Source organism: Actinomadura rifamycini DSM 43936, from assembly GCF_000425065.1.
GTDB classification, from domain to species: Bacteria; Actinomycetota; Actinomycetes; order Streptosporangiales; family Streptosporangiaceae; genus Spirillospora; species Spirillospora rifamycini.
In genome coordinates, this window is sequence record NZ_KE384300.1 from 467,789 (window position 1) to 487,910 (window position 20,122).

Annotated in this window: 17 protein-coding genes and 1 pseudogene; 12 read left to right on the forward strand and 6 right to left on the reverse strand. The window is 75.0% G+C overall.

Features of this window, described 5'->3' with window-relative positions:
* The first annotated feature begins 136 nt into the window (after positions 1-136).
* Positions 137-1,087, forward strand: a complete 951-nt coding sequence (metF, locus tag H505_RS46500) for a methylenetetrahydrofolate reductase [NAD(P)H] (protein ID WP_034521335.1) — start codon at positions 137-139, stop codon at positions 1,085-1,087.
* Here the strand turns inward: metF and H505_RS0135585 are convergent.
* Genes H505_RS0135585 through H505_RS0135605 form a run of 5 tightly spaced genes read right to left on the reverse strand, consistent with a single transcriptional unit; the run spans position 1,033 to position 3,719 of the window.
* Positions 1,033-1,626, reverse strand: coding sequence for a GNAT family N-acetyltransferase (locus H505_RS0135585; protein ID WP_245592716.1), 594 nt, complete (start codon positions 1,624-1,626; stop codon positions 1,033-1,035). The two genes, metF and H505_RS0135585, sit on opposite strands and share 55 nt — an antisense overlap.
* A gap of 10 nt (positions 1,627-1,636) precedes the next feature.
* Complete coding sequence (locus H505_RS0135590; RefSeq protein WP_026405758.1) at positions 1,637-1,969, reverse strand: hypothetical protein; 333 nt, start codon at positions 1,967-1,969, stop codon at positions 1,637-1,639.
* Positions 1,966-2,847, reverse strand: coding sequence for a hypothetical protein (locus H505_RS0135595; protein ID WP_026405759.1), 882 nt, complete (start codon positions 2,845-2,847; stop codon positions 1,966-1,968). Before H505_RS0135595 ends, H505_RS0135590 begins: the two co-directional genes overlap by 4 nt.
* 54 nt (positions 2,848-2,901) lie before the next feature.
* Entirely contained in the window at positions 2,902-3,255 is a 354-nt protein-coding gene (locus H505_RS0135600; RefSeq protein ID WP_026405760.1) for an arsenate reductase family protein, read from the reverse strand.
* Positions 3,255-3,719 (reverse strand): YbaK/EbsC family protein, encoded by a 465-nt coding sequence (locus H505_RS0135605; RefSeq protein ID WP_026405761.1) that lies wholly within the window; start codon positions 3,717-3,719, stop codon positions 3,255-3,257. The genes H505_RS0135600 and H505_RS0135605 overlap by 1 nt, the downstream gene beginning before the upstream one ends.
* 232 nt (positions 3,720-3,951) lie before the next feature.
* Here H505_RS0135605 and H505_RS0135610 point away from each other — a divergent pair, with 232 nt between their 5' ends.
* The 3 genes from H505_RS0135610 (at position 3,952) to H505_RS46505 (ending at position 8,185) form a co-directional block, all read left to right on the forward strand.
* Complete coding sequence (locus H505_RS0135610; protein ID WP_026405762.1) at positions 3,952-4,440, forward strand: SAV_6107 family HEPN domain-containing protein; 489 nt, start codon at positions 3,952-3,954, stop codon at positions 4,438-4,440.
* Positions 4,441-5,258: 818 nt separating this feature from the next.
* Entirely contained in the window at positions 5,259-6,437 is a 1,179-nt protein-coding gene (locus H505_RS0135615) for a CoA transferase (protein ID WP_026405763.1), read from the forward strand.
* Between the two features lie 221 nt (positions 6,438-6,658).
* The gene (locus tag H505_RS46505; RefSeq protein ID WP_245592717.1) at positions 6,659-8,185 is read left to right on the forward strand and encodes an MFS transporter; all 1,527 of its coding nucleotides are present in this window, start codon (positions 6,659-6,661) and stop codon (positions 8,183-8,185) included.
* Here H505_RS46505 and bldD read toward each other — a convergent pair.
* Positions 8,081-8,575: a transcriptional regulator BldD gene (bldD, locus tag H505_RS0135625; RefSeq protein ID WP_026405764.1), complete on the reverse strand. Its 495-nt coding sequence runs from the start codon at positions 8,573-8,575 to the stop codon at positions 8,081-8,083. The genes H505_RS46505 and bldD overlap by 105 nt on opposite strands.
* 422 nt (positions 8,576-8,997) lie before the next feature.
* On the opposite strand from bldD, the gene pyrR reads away from it, so the two are divergent.
* From pyrR to pyrF, 8 genes and pseudogenes are all read left to right on the forward strand, one after another.
* Positions 8,998-9,606 (forward strand): bifunctional pyr operon transcriptional regulator/uracil phosphoribosyltransferase PyrR, encoded by a 609-nt coding sequence (gene pyrR / locus H505_RS46510; protein ID WP_051301525.1) that lies wholly within the window; start codon positions 8,998-9,000, stop codon positions 9,604-9,606.
* Positions 9,603-10,544 carry an aspartate carbamoyltransferase catalytic subunit gene (locus H505_RS0135635; protein ID WP_026405765.1) on the forward strand — a complete coding sequence of 314 codons (942 nt, stop codon included), beginning with the start codon at positions 9,603-9,605 and terminating at the stop codon, positions 10,542-10,544. Before pyrR ends, H505_RS0135635 begins: the two co-directional genes overlap by 4 nt.
* On the forward strand, positions 10,541-11,842 hold the full coding sequence (locus H505_RS0135640) for a dihydroorotase (protein WP_026405766.1): 1,302 nt from the start codon (positions 10,541-10,543) through the stop codon (positions 11,840-11,842). Before H505_RS0135635 ends, H505_RS0135640 begins: the two co-directional genes overlap by 4 nt.
* Entirely contained in the window at positions 11,839-12,954 is a 1,116-nt protein-coding gene (carA, locus tag H505_RS0135645) for a glutamine-hydrolyzing carbamoyl-phosphate synthase small subunit (protein ID WP_026405767.1), read from the forward strand. The genes H505_RS0135640 and carA overlap by 4 nt, the downstream gene beginning before the upstream one ends.
* Positions 12,954-16,277: pseudogene (gene carB, locus H505_RS46515) on the forward strand (carbamoyl-phosphate synthase large subunit); the annotation flags it as partial. The gene carA and the pseudogene carB, both read left to right, overlap by 1 nt.
* A gap of 87 nt (positions 16,278-16,364) precedes the next feature.
* Positions 16,365-17,267 (forward strand): iron-sulfur cluster-binding protein, encoded by a 903-nt coding sequence (locus H505_RS50840; protein WP_125620401.1) that lies wholly within the window; start codon positions 16,365-16,367, stop codon positions 17,265-17,267.
* Positions 17,264-18,244 carry a dihydroorotate dehydrogenase gene (locus H505_RS0135655; RefSeq protein ID WP_026405768.1) on the forward strand — a complete coding sequence of 327 codons (981 nt, stop codon included), beginning with the start codon at positions 17,264-17,266 and terminating at the stop codon, positions 18,242-18,244. Before H505_RS50840 ends, H505_RS0135655 begins: the two co-directional genes overlap by 4 nt.
* A complete protein-coding gene (gene pyrF / locus H505_RS0135660) occupies positions 18,241-18,954 on the forward strand; it encodes an orotidine-5'-phosphate decarboxylase (RefSeq protein WP_026405769.1) in 714 nt (237 codons plus the stop codon). The genes H505_RS0135655 and pyrF overlap by 4 nt, the downstream gene beginning before the upstream one ends.
* Positions 18,955-20,122: the final 1,168 nt, after the last annotated feature.

Below are 20,122 nucleotides of genomic sequence, written 5' to 3' on the forward strand. Positions count from 1 at the left end.
CCCGTCAGTAGCGCGAGATGTCCACCGATCTTAGGAAATCTCCGCCATTAAGTGACAACTGGGCGTAAACGTGCGGTCCAACCGGAACCCGCCCGGGCCCCCGGCCCGCCGCCGGCCCCTTCTGTACGCTGGTGGGATGCGATCCGTGCGCCCCGAACGGCCCCCCACAGTCCGCGAGCTGCTCGCCACCGAGGGAAGGTCCTTCTCCTTCGAGTTCTTCCCGCCCAAGAGCGAGAAGGGCGTGCGGACCCTCTGGCGTACGATCCGCGAGCTCGAGCCGCTGCGGCCCACGTTCGTCTCCGTCACCTACGGCGCCGGCGGCGGCACCCGCGACACCACCGTCGACATCGTCGAGCGGATCGCCACCGACACCACCCTCACCCCCGTCGCCCACTTCACCGCGGTGGACCACTCCCAGGCCGAGCTCCGCCACCTCATCGGACGGCTCGCCGCCGCGGGCGTCCGCAACATGCTCGCGCTGCGCGGCGACCCGCCCGGCGACCCGATGGGGGAGTGGGTCAAGCACCCCGACGGCGTCGAGTACGCCGCCGACCTCGTCCGGCTCATCCGCGCCACCGGCGACTTCAGCGTCGGCGTCGCCGCCTTCCCCTACAAGCACCCGCGCTCGCCCGACATCGAGAGCGACACCCGGTACTTCGTCGAGAAGTGCCGCGCCGGCGCCGACTACGCCATCACGCAGATGTTCTTCCGCGCCGAGGACTACTTCCGGCTGCGCGACCGCGTCGCCGCCGCGGGCGGCGACATCCCGATCATCCCCGGGATCATGCCGGTCACGCGGTTGAGCACCATCGAGCGGTCCGAGCAGCTGTCCGGCGCCCCGTTCCCGCCCGAGGTCAAGGCCCGCTTCGACGCCGTCGCCGACGACCCCGAGGCCGTCCGGCGGCTCGGCATCGAGCACGCCGCCGAACTGTGCCGCGAACTCCTCGACCAGGACGCCCCCGGCATCCACTTCATCACGTTCAACAAGTCGACGGCGACGCGGGAGGTGTACGGGCTGCTCGAGGCCGGCGGCTACTGCGGCGCCGCGCCCGCGGCCAGCGGCAGCGTCCCGCCCATCACCGCGTAACGGGGCCCGCCGCCCGGGAACTCGAAGTCGGTCAGCAGGTCCACCATGCCGACCGACCGGTAGAGCCGGCGGGCGGGGGTGTCCGGCCGCCGCTCCAGCGTCGACAGCACCACCGTCCGCTCCGGCCTGCCCTCGCACAGCGCCGCCAGCAGCGCCCGGCCGAGCCCCCGCCCCTGCGCGTCCGGGCGGACGTGCAGCTCCGCGACCTCGAAGGCGTCCGCGAGCCACGCCGCCGCGTGCTCCGGGCCGCCCCGCGCGGTGAGCGCCTCGAGCACCACGTCGTGCCACCACTGGCCGCGCTCGCCGTGGAACCCGTACGCCAGCCCGTGCAGCGGCCTCGGCAGGCGCACCGGCCCGCCCCGCCGCTCCGCCACGAACGCCCGGAAACCCGGGTACCGCGCGTGCCGCTCCAGAATCGTGCGCCGCCCCGGCAGCTGCTCGCGCGGCGGGTCCATCGCCGCCGCGTACACGTCCAGCAGCGGATCCAGCCTGCGCAGGAAGGCCCGTTCGTCGATCTCGCGCAGCTTCGCGTCCCTCACCCGCCCGAGCCTAGACCCGGGGGAGGGTCCTGGGTGTGGCCGACAGCCGGTCGTAGACGTCCCACAGGATCTGGTCCGCCGCCTGCCGCAGCCGCGCCCGCTCCGCGTCGAGGGCCGTCCCCCACCGGCGGGCCTCCGGGCCGAGCCACGCGTCCGTCCCGCCGAGGGTCTTCACGGGCGCGTCGAGCGCCTGCCGGAGCCGGTCGATCCCGCCGTAGGCGTCCGCGTACGCCCGGTAGAGCTCCCCGTACGCCGGGTTGGGGCGCTCCGTCGGCGCCAGCGCACCCGCCGCCGCGCCCTCGATCGGCGGCGGCAGGCTCCCCGGCGGCGGCGGCGCGCTCATGAGGCCGGCCGCGACGTCGTCAGGTCCAGCTCGCGGACGGCCTCCCGCGTGCCCGCGCTCCAGTCGGCGCCCGCGATGACCCGCACGGCCACCGGCCGGACGTCCGCGCGCCCGGCCTCGGCCAGGAACGCCCGCAGCCACCCGGCGTCCATGCGGACCCCGTTGCTCGCCATGCCCAGCGACTCCCGGACCACCCGCAGCCGCGCCTCGTCGCCCTCGGCCCCGGCGAGCAGCCGCGCGGCGCCCGCCGGGCCCAGCCGCTCGTACAGCCGCGCGGTGTAGTCGGGGTCGTCGGCGTCGGCCTTCAGCCGCGCCCACACCGCGGCCGGGACGGCCGCGTCGTCCGCGAACGCCGCCCGCAGGGCCCGCGCGTCCGCCTCCGCCGCCTTCTCCGCCGTCCGCCGGTCCGGGTGGCTCCCGATGTCGCCCGCGCCGCGCGAGGCCGGCCCGCCCGGGGCCGGCGTCCCCGCCCGTCCCGCGCCCGGGGCCCGCGGGGCCTCCGCCACCGGGTCGCGGCGGGGCGGCGCGACCGGCGCCGCGGGCGCGCCGCCGGCGGCCTCCACCGGCGCCCGTCCCGTCTCCGGCGCCGGCGCGGGACCGGACGGCGGCCGCATCGACCCGCCGTCCGGGTGCGTCATCGCGTAGCCGTAGCGGCGCGACAGCATCCCGAGCTGGTTCCCGACCCACTGCGCGACCTCGTCGGCCTGCCGGTACCCCGCCGCGGACACACCGGCGGGCGGGCGGTGCCCGTTCAGCCAGCCCCGGATCGCGTTCTGCGCGTCCTGCATCTGCTTGATGAGCCGATCCAGCGCGGGCGGGTCGATCCCCCGGAAGTTCGGGTCGCGGGCGGCCGGGCCCGTGCGCATCTGCGCGGTCATCGGTCCTCCGGGGGTCACCGAACGTCGGGGTCGTCTCCCAGAATCACACCGTCGTCACAGGCTGTCGAGGGCTTTGCCGACAGCGGCCTCGTCGCGGGCGACGACGGCGGCGCCGTCCGTCACCACGATGGGCCGCTGGATGAGCACCGGGTTGGCGACCATGAGCTCGATCCACCGCGCCCGGTCGTGCTCCAGGTCCTTCAGCCCGAGCTCCTTCGCGACGGGCTCGTTCAGCCGCGCGACCTCCCACGGCTCCGCGCCGATCCGGGCGAGGACGGCGTCCAGCTCCTCGGCCGTCGGCGGCTCGTCCAGGTACCGCCGCTCGGTGTAGGCGACGCCCGCCTCGTCCAGCGCGGCCTTCGCGGCGCGGCTCTTGGAGCAGCGCGGGTTGTGCCAGATCTCCGTCATCACTCCACCTCCGCCGGGTCGCCCCCGGTGATCTTGAGCAGTTCCTCGTACGACGTCGGGAACACGGTGTGCGGGTGGCCGCCCGCCGCCCACACCCGCTCGTGCCCGTCCAGCCAGACGTCCACGAGCGTGCGGATCGGCGCCGGATGGCCCACCGGCGCCACGCCGCCGATCGGCTGGCCCGTCGCCTCCCGGACGAACTCGGGCGTCGCCCGCCGCACCGTCGCCGCGCCCGCGAGCGCGGCGACCTTCGCGGTGTCGACCCGGTGCGCCCCGCTCGTCAGCACCAGCAGCGGCGCGCCGTCCGCGTCGAACACCAGGCTGTTGGCGATGGCGCCGACCTCGCACCCCAGCTGCTCGGCCGCGGCCCGCGCCGTCCGCGCCGCCTCCGGCAGTTCGACGACCTCGCCCTCGACCCCGTGCTCGCGCAGCACGCGCGCGACGTGTTCGGCGTTCGGATGCATGCCCGCACCCTAACCGACCTGCGCACGCCGCTCCGTTCGAACACGTTGACGAATCGTCACGAGGGAGGTTTACTGTGAGTGCGTCGAACTTATGTTCGACGTGATGCGGGACTCGCGGCCCGTATCAGGGCGACGCCCCCGCCGGCGGCGATGTGCCGGCGGGGGCCGTGGGCCGGGCGGAGTGAGGGGAAGCTCTCCGCCCGGCCGGCCCGAGCCCCGGAAGGAGGCAGCCATGTCCGCAACGACGACCGCAGTCCACTCCGCCGCACTGTCCGGCCCGCCGAGCCCGCGGCGGCGTCCGAGGCCCGCGCCGCGCCCGGCGCACACCGCCGCCGGCCAGCTCCAGGCCGCCCGCACGGGCCTCGCCGAGGCCGCCGAGGCGACCACGCCCGCCGTCCGCTACGTCTGCGCCCACCTCGCCGCGCTGCGCGCCGCCGCCGCGGTGCTGGCCTCCCGCGACCCCGTGGAGACGCACCGCCGCGGCCGCCCCCGCAGCGTGTGGGTGCTGCTGCCCGAGGCCGAGCCCGCCCTGCGCGAGTGGGCCGCCTTCTTCGCCGCCGGCGCCGACAAGCGCGCCGCCGCCGAGGCCGGCCTGCCCCGCGCCGTCACCGTCCGCGAGGCCGAGGAACTCCTGCACGACGCCGAGATCTTCGTCTCCCTCGTCGAGGACTGCCTCGGCATCGCGGGCCAGACCGCGCTGCCGTTCACCGACGCCAACTGACCCCTCCCCGGGGCCCGTCCCACCTCCCCGGGACGGCCCCGCCGGGCCGGGGCGGACCGCTCCCCTGACCGAGCACCGCCCCGACCCGGCCTCCCCACAGAAGCCGCCCCCGGCCACCCTCTGCGGGCGCCGCCATGGCCCTGTGGACCCCGTCCCGCGGCTACCGCCCGGTGGAGGTCGCGATGGAGGCGCCGCCGCGGCTGCCCCTGCGGGCGCCGCCATGGGGACGGCGGCGCGGCTGCCGCCCTGTGGACGCCGTCCGGCGGCTACCGCCCGGTGGACGTCGCGATGAGGACGGCGGTGCGGCTGCCGCCCTGTGGACGCCGTCCCGCGGCTACTGCCCGGTGGAGGTCGCCATGGAGATACCGCCGCGGCCACCTCCCGCGGGCGCCGCCATGGGGACGGCGGCGCGGCTGCCGCCCGGTGGACGTCGCGATGAGGACGGCGGTGCGGCTGCCGCCCTGTGGACGTCGTCCCGCGGCTACCGCCCGGTGGAGGTGGCCATGGAGGCGCCGCCGCGGCCACCTCCTGCGGGCGCCGCCATGGGGACGGTGCCGCGGCCGCCGTCCTGTGGATGCTGCTCTGTGGCTTCGGCGCCATGGGGGACGCCGTAGGGGCTGCCGTGGGCGCGGGCCGGGCGTAGGGCGCGAGCGAGGCCGCACGGGGCCGTCCGGCCGTTGGCGGCTACGGCCGCGTGAGCGAGGACCGGGGCGGACGGATCGCCCCCGATGCCGGGTCGTTCCATCGCCCCGCGGCGTTGCAGGGGCGCCACAGGGCGGGCTCGGGGGCGGGGTTCGGCGGGTGGTAGGCATGTGCGGATGGACGCACTGTTGCCGCTCGCCGGGATGCGCATCGTCGAGATCTCCAGCTTCGTCGCCGCGCCGCTGGGCGGGATGACGCTCGCGCAGCTCGGCGCCGAGGTCATCCGGGTGGACCAGGTCGGCGGCGGGCCCGACATCGACCGGTGGCCGCTGGCGCCGTCCGGGCGCAGCCTGTACTGGGCGGGGCTCAACAAGGGGAAGCGGTCGGTCACCGTGGACCTGCGGTCCGCCGAGGGGCGCGGCGTCGCGGCGCGGCTCGCGGCCGAGTGCGGGACCGTGCTGACGAACGCGCCGCCGCGCGGCGGCCTCGCCCCCGGCGACCTGGCGGCGCGGCGGCCCGACCTCGTGCACGTCCAGCTCGTGGGGCGGCGGGACGGGGGCACCGCGGTCGACTACACGGTGAACGCGGCGTCCGGATTCCCGGCGATCACCGGGCGGGACGGCGCGCCGGTGAACCACGCGCTGCCGGTGTGGGACGTCGTCTGCGGGCTCTACCTGGCGGCGGGGCTGCTCGCGGCGGAGCGGCACCGGCTGCGGACGGGCGAGGGCTCCCGGCTGCGGGTCGCCCTCGACGACGTCGCGCTGGCGACCGCCGGGAACCTGGGGTACCTCGCGGAGGCGCAGCTCGGGGCGCCGCGCGAGCGGCTCGGCAACCACCTGTTCGGCGAGTTCGGGCGCGACTTCGCGACCGCGGACGGGCGCGTCATGCTCGCCGTGGTCACCGGGCGGCAGTGGCGCGACCTCGTCGCCGCGACCGGCCTCGGGGACGTCGTGGCGGCGCTCGAGCGGGCGCTGCGGGCGGACTTCGGGACGGCCGGGGACCGGTACCGGCACCGGGAGGCGGTCGGCGGCGTCCTCGCCTCGTGGTTCGGGGCGCGGACGTGCGCGGAGATCGCGGATGCCCTGGACGGCACGTCCGTCCTCTGGTCGCGGTACCGGGACTTCGGGGAGGTGGCGCGGGACCTGGACGGGCGGCCGCTCATGGGCGAGCTCGACCAGCCCGGCGTCGGCCCGCACCTGGCGCCCGGCTCCCCGCTGGTGTTCGGCGGGCAGGCCCCGCCCGTCCCCGCGCCGGCCCTCGGCGAGCACACCGCCGAGGTCCTGCGGGACGTCCTCGGGATGACCGGCGACGAGGCGGCCGACCTGCGGGCCCGGGGCGTCGCGGGAGAGCCCTGACCCCTCTTCAGGACGGAGAGGGCGGTGCCCGCCGGGTCCTTGACCCACGCGATGGGCGGCCCTCCGGAAGATCCCCTTGTCATCGGTGACGCCGCCGCAGTGCTCGGACCGGACGCCCGCTCCTTCGTCGGGTGTGCGCGCCGGTGGCGGCCCCGGAACTCCCCGCGCGGCTTTTGTGGGCATATGAGATTGTTAGGGGAGCGAAGTAAGGAGGGGCGGACGTGGCGGCGCGGGGCGGGCGGGGGCTGGTGCCGCTGCTGGCGTTCCTCGGCGTGGCGGCCTACTCGCTGTCGATGGCGGTCGTCACCCCGGCGCTGCCGCAGATCCAGGCGGGGCTCGGCACGACGCCCGCGGGCGCGGCGTGGGCGCTGACGGCGATGACGCTGTCGGCGGCCGTGGCGACGCCGGTCGTGGGCCGGCTCGGCGACCTGTACGGGCCGCGCCGGGTGCTGCTGGCGGTGCTCGCGGCGGCGACGGCCGGGATGGTCGTGGCCGCGTCGGCGGGGTCGCTGCCGGTCATGCTCGCCGGCCGGGTGCTGAGCGGCGTCGGCGCCGGCGTGTTCCCGCTCGCCTACACCATCATCCGCGCCGTGGTGCCGCCCGAGCGGACGGCGTCCGCCGTGGGCCTGATGTCGTCGATGCTGGGGCTCGGCGGCGCGCTGTCGTGGTGCATGGCCGGGCCGATCATCGACCTGCTCGGGTGGCGGTGGCTGCTGTGGGTGCCGGTGCTCGGGCTCGTCCCGGGGCTGGCCGCCGCCTGGTTCGCGGTGCCGGCGTCGCCGCCCCGCGCGGGCGCCCGGGTGGACTGGTGGGGCGCGGTGCTGTTCGCGGGGTGGCTCGTGGCGGCGCTGGCGGCGCTCACCCAGGGGACGTTCTGGGGCTGGACGTCGCCGGGCGTGCTGGGGCTGCTCGCGGTGTCGGCGGTGACGGCCGCGGTCTGGCTGCGGGTCGAGACGCGGGTGCGGGAGCCGATCGTCGACCCGCGGATCATGCGGCTCCGCGGGGTGTGGACGGCCAACGCGGCGTCGCTGCTGTCGGGCTACGCGCTGATGGCGGGAGGGCTGCTGTTCCCGCTGCTGGTCCAGCTCCCCGAGGACACCGGCCACGGGTTCGGTGGCAGCGCGACGCAGGCGGCGGTGCTCCAGCTCCCCGCGAGCATCGGGATGACGCTGGCGGGCGCGGCGGCGGGGGCGCTGGACCGGCGGATCGGGTCGCGCGCCGTGCTGTTCGCCGGGGCGGCGCTGACGGGCGCCGGGTACCTGTTCGTCACGTTCGCGCACGCGGAGCTGTGGCACCTGTACGTCGGCGGCACCGCCCGCGGCGTGGGCCTCGGCCTCGCCTACGCGGCGGTCGCGACGCTGGTGGTGCAGGCCGTCCCGGCGGGGGAGACGGGCGCGGCGACGGGCGTCAACACGCTGATCCGGACGGTCGGGGCGTCGCTGGGCACCCAGGTCAGCGCGGTGATCGTGGCGGGCGTGCCGGGGGAGCGGGGGTTCACCGCCGGGTTCGCGCTGAGCGCGGCGGCGATGGCGGCCGTGCTCCCGCTGGCCCTGCTGGCCGCGCGCGGCGCGGCGTCCGCGGGCGGGCGGACACGCGGACGGGGGCCCGGGCGGACCCGGACCCCCGTCGTGCGAGGCGGTGGATCAGAACGACTCGACGGCGCGGCGCGCCTCCGGGTCGAGGACGCCCCAGGAGATGAGCTCCTCGGTCAGCTCCGTAGGAGACTTGTCATAGATGACCGCGAGTGAACGCAGGTCCTCCTGACGGATGGACAGGACCTTCCCGTTGTAGTCGCCCCGCTGGCTCTGAATCGTCGCGGCGTAACGGGCGAGAGGACCGGCCTTGTCCTTCGGAAGCTGCTGCAGCCGCTCGAGGTCGATCACGAGCTTCGGTGTAGGCCCGAGCGGGCTCGGCGCGGCTCCGCCGGGCAGCAACTCGGAAACCGGCACGCCGTAGAAATCGGCGAGCTCGGCCAGCTTCTGAACGGTGACGGCGCGGTCGCCCCGCTCGTACGAACCCACGACGACGGTCTTCCAGCGGCCTCGGGACTTCTCTTCCACGCCGTGCAGGGACAGCCCCTGCTGGGTGCGGATGGCGCGCAGGCGCGCGCCGAGAGCCTTTGCGTATTCAGACGGCATTCTTGGCCCCCCAGGCTCACTTTCGTCGTCGATTGGTTCCCGGCCGATGCCGGAGAACCGACAGAATCCCGAAGCCAATGCGCCTCAAGACCCCGTCTCCAGGGATGGTTACGGACAGTGACGGTAAAACGGTGCGGGCCCCAGGTCAAGCTGATTGGAAAAAAGCGGTCGAATCCGCAGGTCTCGGTTCGGACCTCCCGGGGGCCCCGGGCCCGGGCGGGAACGGCGCCCGGACGGCCGTTCCACGCGTTCGACCGGCCGAGTGTGACCCCTCTCACCAGGGATGATACGACCCCGCCCGGGGACGGGGCAGTTCCCGCCGACTGCTAACGTGTGGGGGACAAGACGTCCTTTAAGGCCCGTCCAGTGAGGCGGGAAAGGAGGTTTCCGAGGTGAATGCTGCCTCCAGGCCGCCACGGCCTGTGGGGTCGCGCGCCGCGGAGGGTGACCCCCGGCCGAAGGCCGTGCTCGAGGGTCCCGACATCCGCCGTGCGCTGACCCGGATCGCCCACGAGATCCTCGAACGCACCAAGGGCGGGCACGACGTCCTGCTGCTGGGCATCCAGACGCGCGGGGTGACGCTGGCCGAGCGGCTGGCGGGCCTGCTGCGCGAGGTGGAGGGGCGCCCGGTGCCGTGGGGATCCCTCGACGTGACCATGTACCGGGACGACCTCCGGATGCGTCCCGCGCGCGCCCTCGGCCGCACCGAACTGCCGTCCGACGGCGTCGACGACCGCGTCGTGGTGCTGGTCGACGACGTCCTGTTCTCCGGACGGACGGTCCGCGCGGCGCTCGACGCCCTCAACGACCTCGGCCGGCCGCGCGCCGTCCAGCTCGCCGTCCTGGTCGACCGCGGGCACCGCGAGCTGCCGATCCGCGCCGACTACGTGGGCAAGAACCTGCCGACGTCGATGCGCGAGACCGTCAAGGTGCTGCTGGACGAGAACGACGGCCGCGACGCGGTGCTGCTCGGCCCGGTCCCCGAGCCGGTCGGCTCCCCGGTCCCCGGCCCGGCGGGAGGCGCCGAGTGAACCGCCACCTGATCTCCGCCGCCGACCTGACCCGCGACGACGCGCTGCTCGTCCTCGACACCGCCGAGGAGCTGGCGCAGGTCGCGGGCCGCTCGATCAAGAAGCTGCCGACGCTGCGCGGCCGCACGGTCGTCAACCTGTTCTTCGAGGACTCCACCCGCACCCGGATCTCGTTCGAGGCCGCCGCGAAGCGGCTCTCCGCGGACGTCATCAACTTCTCCGCGAAGGGGTCCAGCGTGTCCAAGGGCGAGAGCCTGAAGGACACCGCGCTGACGCTCGAGGCGATGGGCGCCGACGGCGTCGTCATCCGGCACGGCGCGTCCGGCGCCCCGCACCGCCTCGCGGGCTGGGTGCGGGGCAGCGTCGTCAACGCCGGCGACGGCACCCACGAGCACCCGACCCAGGCGCTGCTGGACGCGTTCACGATGCGCCGCCGCCTCGGCGACCTGGAGGGCCGCCGGATCACGATCGTCGGGGACGTCCTGCACAGCCGGGTGGCGCGTTCCAACGTCCTGCTGCTGGACACCCTCGGCGCCGACGTCACCGTCGTCGCGCCGCCGACGCTGCTGCCGGTCGCGATCGGTACCTGGCCGTGCCGGGTCTCCTACGACCTGGACGCCGTCCTGCCGAAGAGCGACGTGGTCATGATGCTGCGCGTCCAGCAGGAGCGGATGAACGCCGCGTACTTCCCGACCGTGCGCGAGTACAGCCGCCGCTACGGCCTGGACGCCGACCGGATGGCGCAGCTCCCCGAGCACGCGATCGTCATGCACCCCGGGCCGATGAACCGCGGCGTCGAGATCGCCGCCGAGGTCGCCGACTCGGTCCGCTCCACCATCGTCGAGCAGGTCGCCAACGGCGTCAGCGCCCGCATGGCCGTCCTCTACCTGCTGCTCGGAGGCTCCGAGCCCGCCATCGGCCAGGAGGTCTCCCCGTGACCGAAACCCCCGCCACGACCACGCTGATCAAGGGCGCGCGGCTCCTCGGCGGCGAGCCCGCCGACATCCTCGTCCGCGGCGGCGTCATCACCGAGGTCGGCGCCGGCCTGGACGCCGCGGGCGCGCAGGTCGTCGACGCCGCCGGGCTGATCGCCCTGCCCGGCCTGGTCGACCTGCACACCCACCTGCGCGAGCCCGGCCGCGAAGACGCCGAGACCGTCGAGTCCGGCACGAAGGCCGCCGCGATGGGCGGCTACACGGCCGTCCACGCGATGGCCAACACCGACCCGGTCGCCGACACCGCCGGCGTCGTCGAGCAGGTGTGGCGGCTCGGCCGCGAGGCCGGGTACTGCGACGTGCAGCCCGTCGGCGCCGTCACCCGCGGCATCGCGGGCGAGCAGCTCGCCGAACTCGGCGCGATGGCCGACTCCGCCGCGTCCGTCCGGGTGTTCTCCGACGACGGGCACTGCGTCTCCGACGCCGTCATCATGCGGCGCGCGCTGGAGTACGTGAAGGCGTTCGACGGCGTCGTCGCGCAGCACGCGCAGGAGCCGCGGCTCACCGAGGGCGCGCAGATGAACGAGGGCGAGGTGTCGGCCGCGCTGGGGCTGCGCGGCTGGCCCGCGGTCGCCGAGGAGGCGATCATCGCCCGGGACGTCCTGCTCGCCCAGCACGTCGGGTCGCGGCTGCACGTCTGCCACGTGTCCACCGCCGGTTCGGTCGACGTCATCCGGTGGGCGAAGAGCAAGGGCTGCCCGGTGACCGCCGAGGTCACCCCGCACCACCTGCTGCTCGACGACACGCGCGCCGAGTCCTACGACCCGATCTTCAAGGTGAACCCGCCGCTGCGCACCGCCGAGGACGTCCACGCCCTGCGGGACGCGCTCGCCGACGGCACCATCGACTGCGTCGCCACCGACCACGCCCCCCACCCGGTCGAGGCGAAGGAGACCGAGTGGGCGGTCGCCGCGATGGGCATGATCGGCCTCGAGACCGCGCTGCCGGTCGTCCAGGAGGCCATGGTCGACACCGGCCTGCTCGACTGGGCCGGCGTCGCCGACCGCATGGCGTACCGGCCCGCGCGCATCGGCCGCCTGTCCGGGCAGGGACGTCCGCTCGAGACGGGGTCGCCCGCCAACATCACGCTGTACGACCCGTCGCCGCGCCGCGCCGTGGACCCGTCCGCCATGACCTCCAAGAGCCGCAACACCCCGTTCGCCGGGCTGGAGCTGCCTGGACGCGTCGTGGCGACGTTCCTGCGCGGCGAGCCGACCGTCCTGGAAGGGAAGCTCCAATGAACCCTGCTCTGCTCGTTCTGGAAGACGGCAGGGTGTTCCACGGGGCCGCGTACGGGGCCGAGGGCGAGACCTTCGGCGAGATGGTCTTCAACACCGGGATGACCGGCTACCAGGAGACCCTCACCGACCCGTCGTACGCGCGGCAGATCGTGGCCATGACGTCCCCGCACATCGGCAACACGGGCGTGAACGACGAGGACCCCGAGTCCGGCCGCATCCAGGTCGCCGGGTACGTGGTCCGCGAGCCCGCGCGCGTCGCGTCCAACTGGCGCGCCACCGGCTCGCTCGGGTCGGCGCTGCGCGACCAGGGCGTGGTCGGCATCGCGATCCCCGGCACCCGGGCGCTGACCCGCCACCTGCGCGACCGCGGCGCCATGCGCGCCGGGATCTTCAGCGGCGCCGCCGCGGCCGCCGGTCCGGACGCGCTGCTGGAGCGCGTCCGGCGGAGCCCCTCGATGGAGGGCGCCGACCTCGCCCGCGACGTCTCGACGGCCGAGCCGTACACCGTCCCGGCGATCGGGGAGAAGCGCTTCACCGTCGCCGCCGTCGACCTCGGCATCAAGGCGATGACGCCGCACCGGATGGCCGAGCGGGGCTGCGAGGTGCACGTGCTGCCCGCCACCGCGACGTCCGCCGACATCCTCGCCCTGGACCCCGACGGCGTGTTCTTCTCCAACGGCCCCGGCGACCCGTCCGCCGCCGGCTACGCGGTGGACGCGCTGCGGGGCGTCCTGGACGCCGGCAAGCCGTTCTTCGGCATCTGCTTCGGCAACCAGATCTTCGGCCGCGCCCTCGGCCTCGGCACCTACAAGCTGCGGTTCGGCCACCGGGGCATCAACCAGCCCGTGCAGGACCGGACGACCGGCAAGGTCGACGTGTCGGCCCACAACCACGGGTTCGCCGTGGACGCGCCGGCCGACGGCCCGTTCGACACCCCGTACGGGCGCGCCGAGGTCACCCACGTGAACCTGAACGACGGCTGCGTCGAGGGCCTGCGGCTGCTCGACCGCCCCGCGTTCAGCGTCCAGTACCACCCGGAGGCCGCGGCGGGCCCGCACGACGCGTCCGGCCTGTTCGACCGTTTCTGCGAGATGATGGAGGGGTCGAGGTAATGCCGCGCCGCGAAGACCTGACGTCCGTCCTGGTGATCGGCTCCGGGCCGATCGTGATCGGCCAGGCGTGCGAGTTCGACTACTCGGGCACCCAGGCGTGCCGCGTCCTCAAGGCCGAGGGCCTGCGCGTCACGCTGGTCAACAGCAACCCCGCGACGATCATGACGGATCCGGAGTTCGCCGACGCCACCTACGTCGAGCCGATCACCCCCGAGGTCGTCGAGAAGATCATCGCCAAGGAGCGGCCGGACGCGCTGCTGCCGACGCTCGGCGGCCAGACGGCCCTCAACACCGCGATCGCGCTGTTCGAGAGCGGCGTCCTCGAGCGGTACGGCGTCGAGCTGATCGGCGCCGACGTCGACGCGATCCAGGCCGGCGAGGACCGCGAGAAGTTCAAGGAGATCGTCGCCAAGGTCGCCCGCGAGCAGGGCCTGAACGCCGAGTCCGCCCGGTCCGTCATCTGCCGCACGATGGACGAGGTCACGGCGGCGGCGGGCGAGCTCGGCTACCCGCTCGTCGTGCGGCCGTCGTTCACCATGGGCGGCCGCGGCTCCGGCTTCGCCCACGACGAGGACGACCTGCGCCGCATCGCCGGCGCGGGCCTCGACGCGTCCCCGACCAGCGAGGTGCTCCTCGAGGAGTCGATCCTCGGCTGGAAGGAGTACGAGCTCGAGGTCATGCGCGACCGCGCCGACAACGTCGTCATCGTGTGCTCCATCGAGAACCTCGACCCGATGGGCGTGCACACCGGCGACTCGATCACCGTCGCGCCCGCGATGACGCTGACCGACCGCGAGTACCAGAACATGCGGGACGTCGCGATCGCGGTGATCCGCGAGGTCGGCGTCGACACCGGCGGCTGCAACATCCAGTTCGCGGTGCAGCCCGGCACCGGCCGGATGATCGTCATCGAGATGAACCCGCGGGTGTCGCGGTCGTCCGCGCTGGCGTCCAAGGCCACCGGCTTCCCGATCGCCAAGATCGCCGCGAAGCTCGCGATCGGCTACACCCTCGACGAGATCCCGAACGACATCACCCGCGAGACGCCCGCGTCGTTCGAGCCCACGCTCGACTACGTCGTGGTGAAGGTCCCGCGGTTCGCGTTCGAGAAGTTCCCCGGCGCCGACGGCACCCTCACCACCCACATGAAGTCGGTGGGCGAGGCCATGGCCATCGGCCGCTGCTTCACCGAGGCCCTGCAGAAGGCGCTGCGCTCGCTCGAGCAGAAAGGCTCCTCGTTCGCCTGGGCGGGCCGGGACGACGCCTCGGGCCTCGACGCCGCCGCGCTGGTCGAGTCCGCGTCCCGTCCGCACGAGGGACGGCTCCGCGACGTGCAGCGCGCGCTCTGGGCCGGCGCGACCCTCCACGACCTGTACTCGGCCACCGGCATCGATCCCTGGTTCCTCGACCAGATCGCCGCGATCAACACCGTCGCCGAGGAGATCCGCACCGCCGACGACGCGCTCACCCGCGAGAAGCTCCTCGCCGCCAAGCGGCACGGCTTCTCCGACGCACAGATCGGCGAGCTGCGGGGCCTGTCGGAGGAGGTCGTCCGGGAGGTCCGGCACGCCCTCGGCATCCGCCCCGTCTACCTGACGGTCGACACCTGCGCCGCCGAGTTCGAGGCGCGGACCCCGTACCTGTACTCGGCCTACGACGAGGAGACCGAGGTCCCGGCCGGGACGAAGCCGAAGGTGCTGATCCTCGGCAGCGGCCCGAACCGCATCGGGCAGGGCGTCGAGTTCGACTACTCGTGCGTCCACGCGTCCTTCACGCTGGCCGAGGCGGGCTACGAGACCGTCATGGTCAACTGCAACCCCGAGACGGTCTCCACCGACTACGACACGTCCGGGCGGCTGTACTTCGAGCCGCTCACCCTCGAGGACGTCCTGGAGGTCGTGCACGCCGAGCAGCAGACCGGCGAGGTCGCGGGCGTGATCGTCCAGCTCGGCGGGCAGACCCCGCTCGGCCTCGCGCAGAAGCTCAAGGACGCGGGCGTCCCGATCGTCGGCACGTCCCCGGAGAGCATCCACCTCGCCGAGGAGCGCGGCGCGTTCGGCCGCGTCCTGCACCGCGCGGGGCTCCTCGCGCCCAAGCACGGCACCGCCGCCTCGTACGACGAGGCGCGCGACATCGCCGCGGAGATCGGCTACCCGGTGCTCGTGCGGCCGTCCTACGTGCTCGGCGGGCGCGGCATGGAGATCGTCTACGACGACGCCACGCTCGAGTCGTACATGGCCCGCGCCACCGAGGCGAGCCCCGAGCACCCGGTGCTGGTCGACCGGTTCCTGGACGAGGCCATCGAGATCGACGTCGACGCCCTGTTCGACGGCGAGGACCTCTACCTCGGCGGCGTCATGGAGCACATCGAGGAGGCCGGCATCCACTCCGGCGACTCCGCGTGCGCGCTCCCGCCGATCACCCTCGGGCACGACGACGTCCGCCGCATCCGCGAGGCCACCGAGGCGCTCGCCCGCGGCGTCGGGGTGCGCGGGCTGATGAACGTCCAGTACGCGCTGTCCGCGGGCGTCCTGTACGTCCTGGAGGCGAACCCGCGCGCGTCCCGGACCGTCCCGTTCGTGTCCAAGGCGACCGCCGTGCCGCTCGCGAAGGCCGCCGCCCGCGTCATGATGGGCGCGACGGTCGCCGAGCTGCGCGCCGAGGGCCTGCTGCCCGCGACCGGCGACGGCGGGAACCTCCCGCTGGACGCGCCGATCGCGGTGAAGGAGGCCGTCCTGCCGTTCGACCGGTTCCGGAACGCGCACGGCCAGGGCGTCGACACCGTCCTCGGCCCGGAGATGCGCTCGACGGGCGAGGTCATGGGCATCGACGAGGTGTTCGGCACGGCGTTCGCCAAGTCGCAGCAGGCCGCCTACGGCTCGCTGCCGACCAAGGGCCGGGCGTTCGTCTCCGTGGCGAACCGGGACAAGCGGCACATGGTGTTCCCGGTGAAGCGCCTCGCTGACCTGGGCTTTGAGATTCTTGCCACGGAGGGGACCGCCGAGGTCCTGCACCGCAACGGCGTCCATGCCAAGATCGTGCGCAAGCACAGCGAGGGCCCCGGACCGGACGGCGAGCCCACGATCGTGCGGCGCGTCCTCGACGGCGAAGTGGACCTCATCGTCAATACTCCCTTCGGCGGCCCCGGCCAGTCCGGGCCCCGGCTCGACGGGTACGAGATCCGTACCGCGGCCGTGCTGCGCGGCGTACCGTGCGTCACGACCGTGCAGGGGCTCGCCGCCGCCGTCCAGGGCATCGAGGCCGTCGCGGGCGGGCAGATCGGCGTCCGCTCCCTGCAGGAGCACGCCGAGCGGCTCAGCGGCGCGCACGGCCGCACGCCCACGGACGACCCGGGCCGCCCGCCCACCCGCGGACGCCGCCGCGGCGAGGCGACGAGGAGAGGGAGACGGGTGTCCGACACACCGGTGCAGACGTCGGCGACGGTCCTGACGGTCCGCCAGGTGCAGGACTACCACGCGATGACGCTGGTCGCCCCGGCCATCGCCGAGCGGTTCCGGCCCGGCCAGTTCATCGCGGTGGCGGTGGGCGGCCGGCAGACGGCCCGGCTCGTCCGCCGCTGCTTCGGGGTCCACGAGGTCAAGTCCGACTACGGCGGCACCGTCGAGGTCGTGTTCGCCGACACCGAGCCCGGCACCGGCTGGCTCGCCGGGCTGCGCTCCCGCGACCAGCTCGACCTCCTCGGCCCGCTCGGCCGCCCGTTCCGGCTGCCCCGCGACCCGGTGAACTGCCTGCTGGTCGGCGGCGGCCCCGGCGGCGCGGTGCTGTTCGCGCTCGCCGACTCGCTGCTGCGGCGCGGCTGCCGCGTCCACTTCGTCCTCGGCGGCCCGTCCGACCGGCAGGTGTTCGGGTCGCGGATGGCGCAGCGCATCGGCGACAGCGCCACCGTCGTCACGGCGGACGGGACGCTCGGCGACCGCGGGACGGTCCGCGACGTGCTGCCCCGCGTGATCGACGAGACGGCCGCCGACGTCGTCTACGGGTGCGGTCCCACCGACCTGCTCCGCTCGGTCACCCAGACCGCCGGGGACTTCGGGCTGCCGTCCCAGGTGTCGGTCGAGGAGTTCATGCAGAAGACGGGCGCGTGCGGCACCGGCGTCTGCATGACGTGCGTGCTGCCCGTCCACGGCGACGACGGCGTCACCCGCATGGTGCGCGCCTGCGCGGACGGGCCCGTCCTGCGCGGCGACCGCGTCCGCTGGGGCGACCTCGGCACCATCCCGTTCGACGCGCTCGGCGCGCCGCGCGTGCTGTCGCCGGGCGCGCGGGGCGTCACGGAGGGGAGCGAGCGGTGAGCGACCGGCTGTGGACCTCGATCGGCCCGCTGGGCCTGGCCAACCCCGTCCTGACCGCCTCCGGGTGCGGCGGCACCGGACGCGAGCTGGCCCAGTTCTTCGAACTCTCCCGCCTCGGGGCGTTCGTCACGACATCGGTGATGCCGCAAGCGCGCGCGGGACGACCCACGCCGCGTGTGGCCGAGACCCCGAGCGGGCTCCTCACGGCCATGGGCCTCCCCGGCCCCGGCATCGAGACCTTTCTCGAACACGACCTGCCGTGGCTCATCGAGCAGGACGTCCGCACGATCGTGTCCGTCGCGGGCAACAGCGTCGAGGAGTACGGCGACCTGTCCCGGCGGCTGCGCGGCGTGCCCGGCGTCGCCGCCCTCGAGGTCAACCTCGCCGCCCCGAACGCGGGCGACCGCGGCGGGACCTTCGGCCGGCACCCGGCGGCCGCCGCCGCCGTCGTCCGCGCCGTCCGCGAGCACACCCGCTCCGGCGTCCCCGTGCTGGCCAAGCTCGCCCCGGACGCCACCGACATCGTCACGATCGCGCTGGCGTGCGTCGACGCGGGCGCGGACGGGCTCACCCTGATCAACACCATGGAGGGCATGGCGATCGACCCGCACACGCTGCGGCCCGCCCTCACCGGCGTGTCCGGCGGGCTGTCGGGCCCGGCGATCCGCCCGGTCGCCGTCCGCTGCGTCTACCAGGTGCACGCCGCGCTGCCCCGCACCCCGATCGTCGGCGTCGGCGGCATCGCCACCGGCATGGACGCGCTGGAGTTCGTCCTCGCCGGGGCGTCGGCCGTCGCCGTCGGCACCGCCCTGTTCCACGACCCCACGGCCGGCCCCCGCATCCTGCGCGAACTCGACGAGGCCCTCGCGGCCCGCGGGATCGGGAGCCTCGCCGACGCCGTCGGGCTGGCCCACCGGCCCGCCGGCTACGTGCCGCCGCAGGTGCGGCCCGACGAGCCCCAGAAGGAGAGAACGTGACCGCCGCCCCCATCGCCGTCGCGCTGGACGCGCCCGACCTCGAGACGGCCGCGCGCTGGGCCACCCTGGTCACGCCGCACGTCTCGACCGTCAAGGTCGGCCTGGAGCTGTACCTGCGGTACGGCCCGGACGTCGTCGCGAGCGTCCGGGGCGCCAGCCGCGTGCAGGTGTTCCTGGACCTCAAGCTCCACGACATCCCCGCCACCGTCCGGGGCGCGGCGCGCGCCGTCGCGCGGCTCAAGCCGTCCTTCCTCACCGTGCACGCCGCCGGCGGGCCCGCCATGATCCGCGAGGCCGTGGACGCCGCCCCCGCCACCAAGATCGCCGCGGTGACGGTGCTGACGTCCCTCGGGGACGCCGATCTCGCCCGGCTCGGCATCGAGGGCCCCGCCCCGGACGCCGTCCGCCGCCTGGCCGTCCTGGCCGTCGAGGCGGGCGCGCAGGCGCTGGTGTGCTCCCCGCAGGAGGCCGCCGCCGTCCGCGCCGAGGTCGGCCCGGGCATCACGCTCATCACCCCCGGCGTGCGCCCCGCGGGCGCCGACGTCCAGGACCAGGCCCGCGTCGCGACGCCCGAGCAGGCCCTCGCCGCGGGCGCCGACCTCCTCGTCGTCGGCCGCCCGATCACCGGCGCCCCGGACCCGGGCGCGGCCGCCGCCGCCCTCGCCGCCGCCCTCCGCCGCACCACCACCGAACCCCCCGCAACCCCCTGACCCGCCACCCCGGCCCACCCCGCCCCCGGCGACGCCACCGGCGTCTTACAGGCGGCTCCGAGCACCGGCGTGCCGGCGGCCTTGCGGACGCCCCGGCCGAGGGCACGCTCGTCCCGTCCGCCGTTTGCCGGCGGCCAGGCCCCCGCGTTCGGCGGCGGCGCCGGTGTCTCGATGACGGCCCGGGCCGACCGCGTGTCGGTGGCCTGACGGACGCCCCGGCAGCGGCGCGCTCGTTCGGTGCGCCGTTGCGGGCGGGCACGCTCCGTGTGCGGCGGTGCTGCCGGGGTCTCGATGATGGCTGGAGCGCCCGTTGGCTGCTCTCGGTGGTCGACTGGACGGCCACCGTTGGCCGGGCTCGCCCGTGGCTCGGCTTGACTAGAGCGGGGTCATGGTGTGGGTCATGGAGGCCGCGTGTGGGTGAGATGTCTCATGTGTCGCGGTCTGGGGTGCAGGGCCGGAGATGTGCGGGTGTGACCCCGGGTGCGATGCACCGGGTCTGACGTGCGAAGATGTCGGGCGGACGGGGCCCGGAGCGGGTCGCGCGCGGAGCCGTGCGGCGCCTCGGCGAGGGGTGTCGGCGGGACGTCTTGACCAGGGGTAAGTCACGCGTCGGGTCATGGCCGGCGGGTGCGCGGCTTTATGGGGCGGGGGAGGTCCGTATGGCGAGATTTGCTTTGCGAGCCGGATTTAGCATCGCGTGCAGTGGGCGCTCAGTTGGGCGGGCCGTGATCACCCATTGCGGTTATTGGCGGGCACGCGAATGCCGCCTCCCGGACTTCCGCAATGCGATACGCGGGGAAGGGCCGGGTGTTCACGAACGGGTCTCGCGGGAGCGTTTCCCGGACGGCGGAAGGCGTCCGGCTCGCCGGCCGGACCGTTCTCGCGCGGACGGGCGCGGAGGCGCGCCCGCGGGCGCGGGGCGGGGGAGCGGTGTCGGGCGGCGGGCCTCCGGTACGGGAATGATCTTGGCGGGCGGGTGTTGTCGAGGATGGCAGTTGCGCGACCGCCGCGACGTGCGGAACGGCGCGGCGTGACGAGCGTCACTCGGTCGGGACGCCCTGTGGGGAGGTTCACACGGGCCGTCGCGCGGGGGTTCCGGACGGTCGCCGGAACGGTCCGCCGGCGCGCCGCGGACCCCGCGGCGGAGGCCCGGAGCGTCCCGCCGAAC

Excerpts from the sequence above, each read along its gene's own strand:
- H505_RS0135600 (WP_026405760.1), bottom strand. The coding sequence starts at position 3,255 with ATGACGGAGATCTGGCACAACCCGCGCTGCTCCAAGAGCCGCGCCGCG.
- bldD (WP_026405764.1), bottom strand. The coding sequence starts at position 8,575 with ATGCCGTCTGAATACGCAAAGGCTCTCGGCGCGCGCCTGCGCGCCATC.
- H505_RS0135590 (WP_026405758.1), bottom strand. The coding sequence starts at position 1,969 with ATGAGCGCGCCGCCGCCGCCGGGGAGCCTGCCGCCGCCGATCGAGGGC.
- H505_RS0135595 (WP_026405759.1), bottom strand. The coding sequence starts at position 2,847 with ATGACCGCGCAGATGCGCACGGGCCCGGCCGCCCGCGACCCGAACTTC.
- H505_RS0135615 (WP_026405763.1), top strand. The coding sequence starts at position 5,259 with ATGGACGCACTGTTGCCGCTCGCCGGGATGCGCATCGTCGAGATCTCC.
- metF (WP_034521335.1), top strand. The coding sequence starts at position 137 with ATGCGATCCGTGCGCCCCGAACGGCCCCCCACAGTCCGCGAGCTGCTC.
- H505_RS0135605 (WP_026405761.1), bottom strand. The coding sequence starts at position 3,719 with ATGCATCCGAACGCCGAACACGTCGCGCGCGTGCTGCGCGAGCACGGG.
- carA (WP_026405767.1), top strand. The coding sequence starts at position 11,839 with ATGAACCCTGCTCTGCTCGTTCTGGAAGACGGCAGGGTGTTCCACGGG.
- H505_RS0135610 (WP_026405762.1), top strand. The coding sequence starts at position 3,952 with ATGTCCGCAACGACGACCGCAGTCCACTCCGCCGCACTGTCCGGCCCG.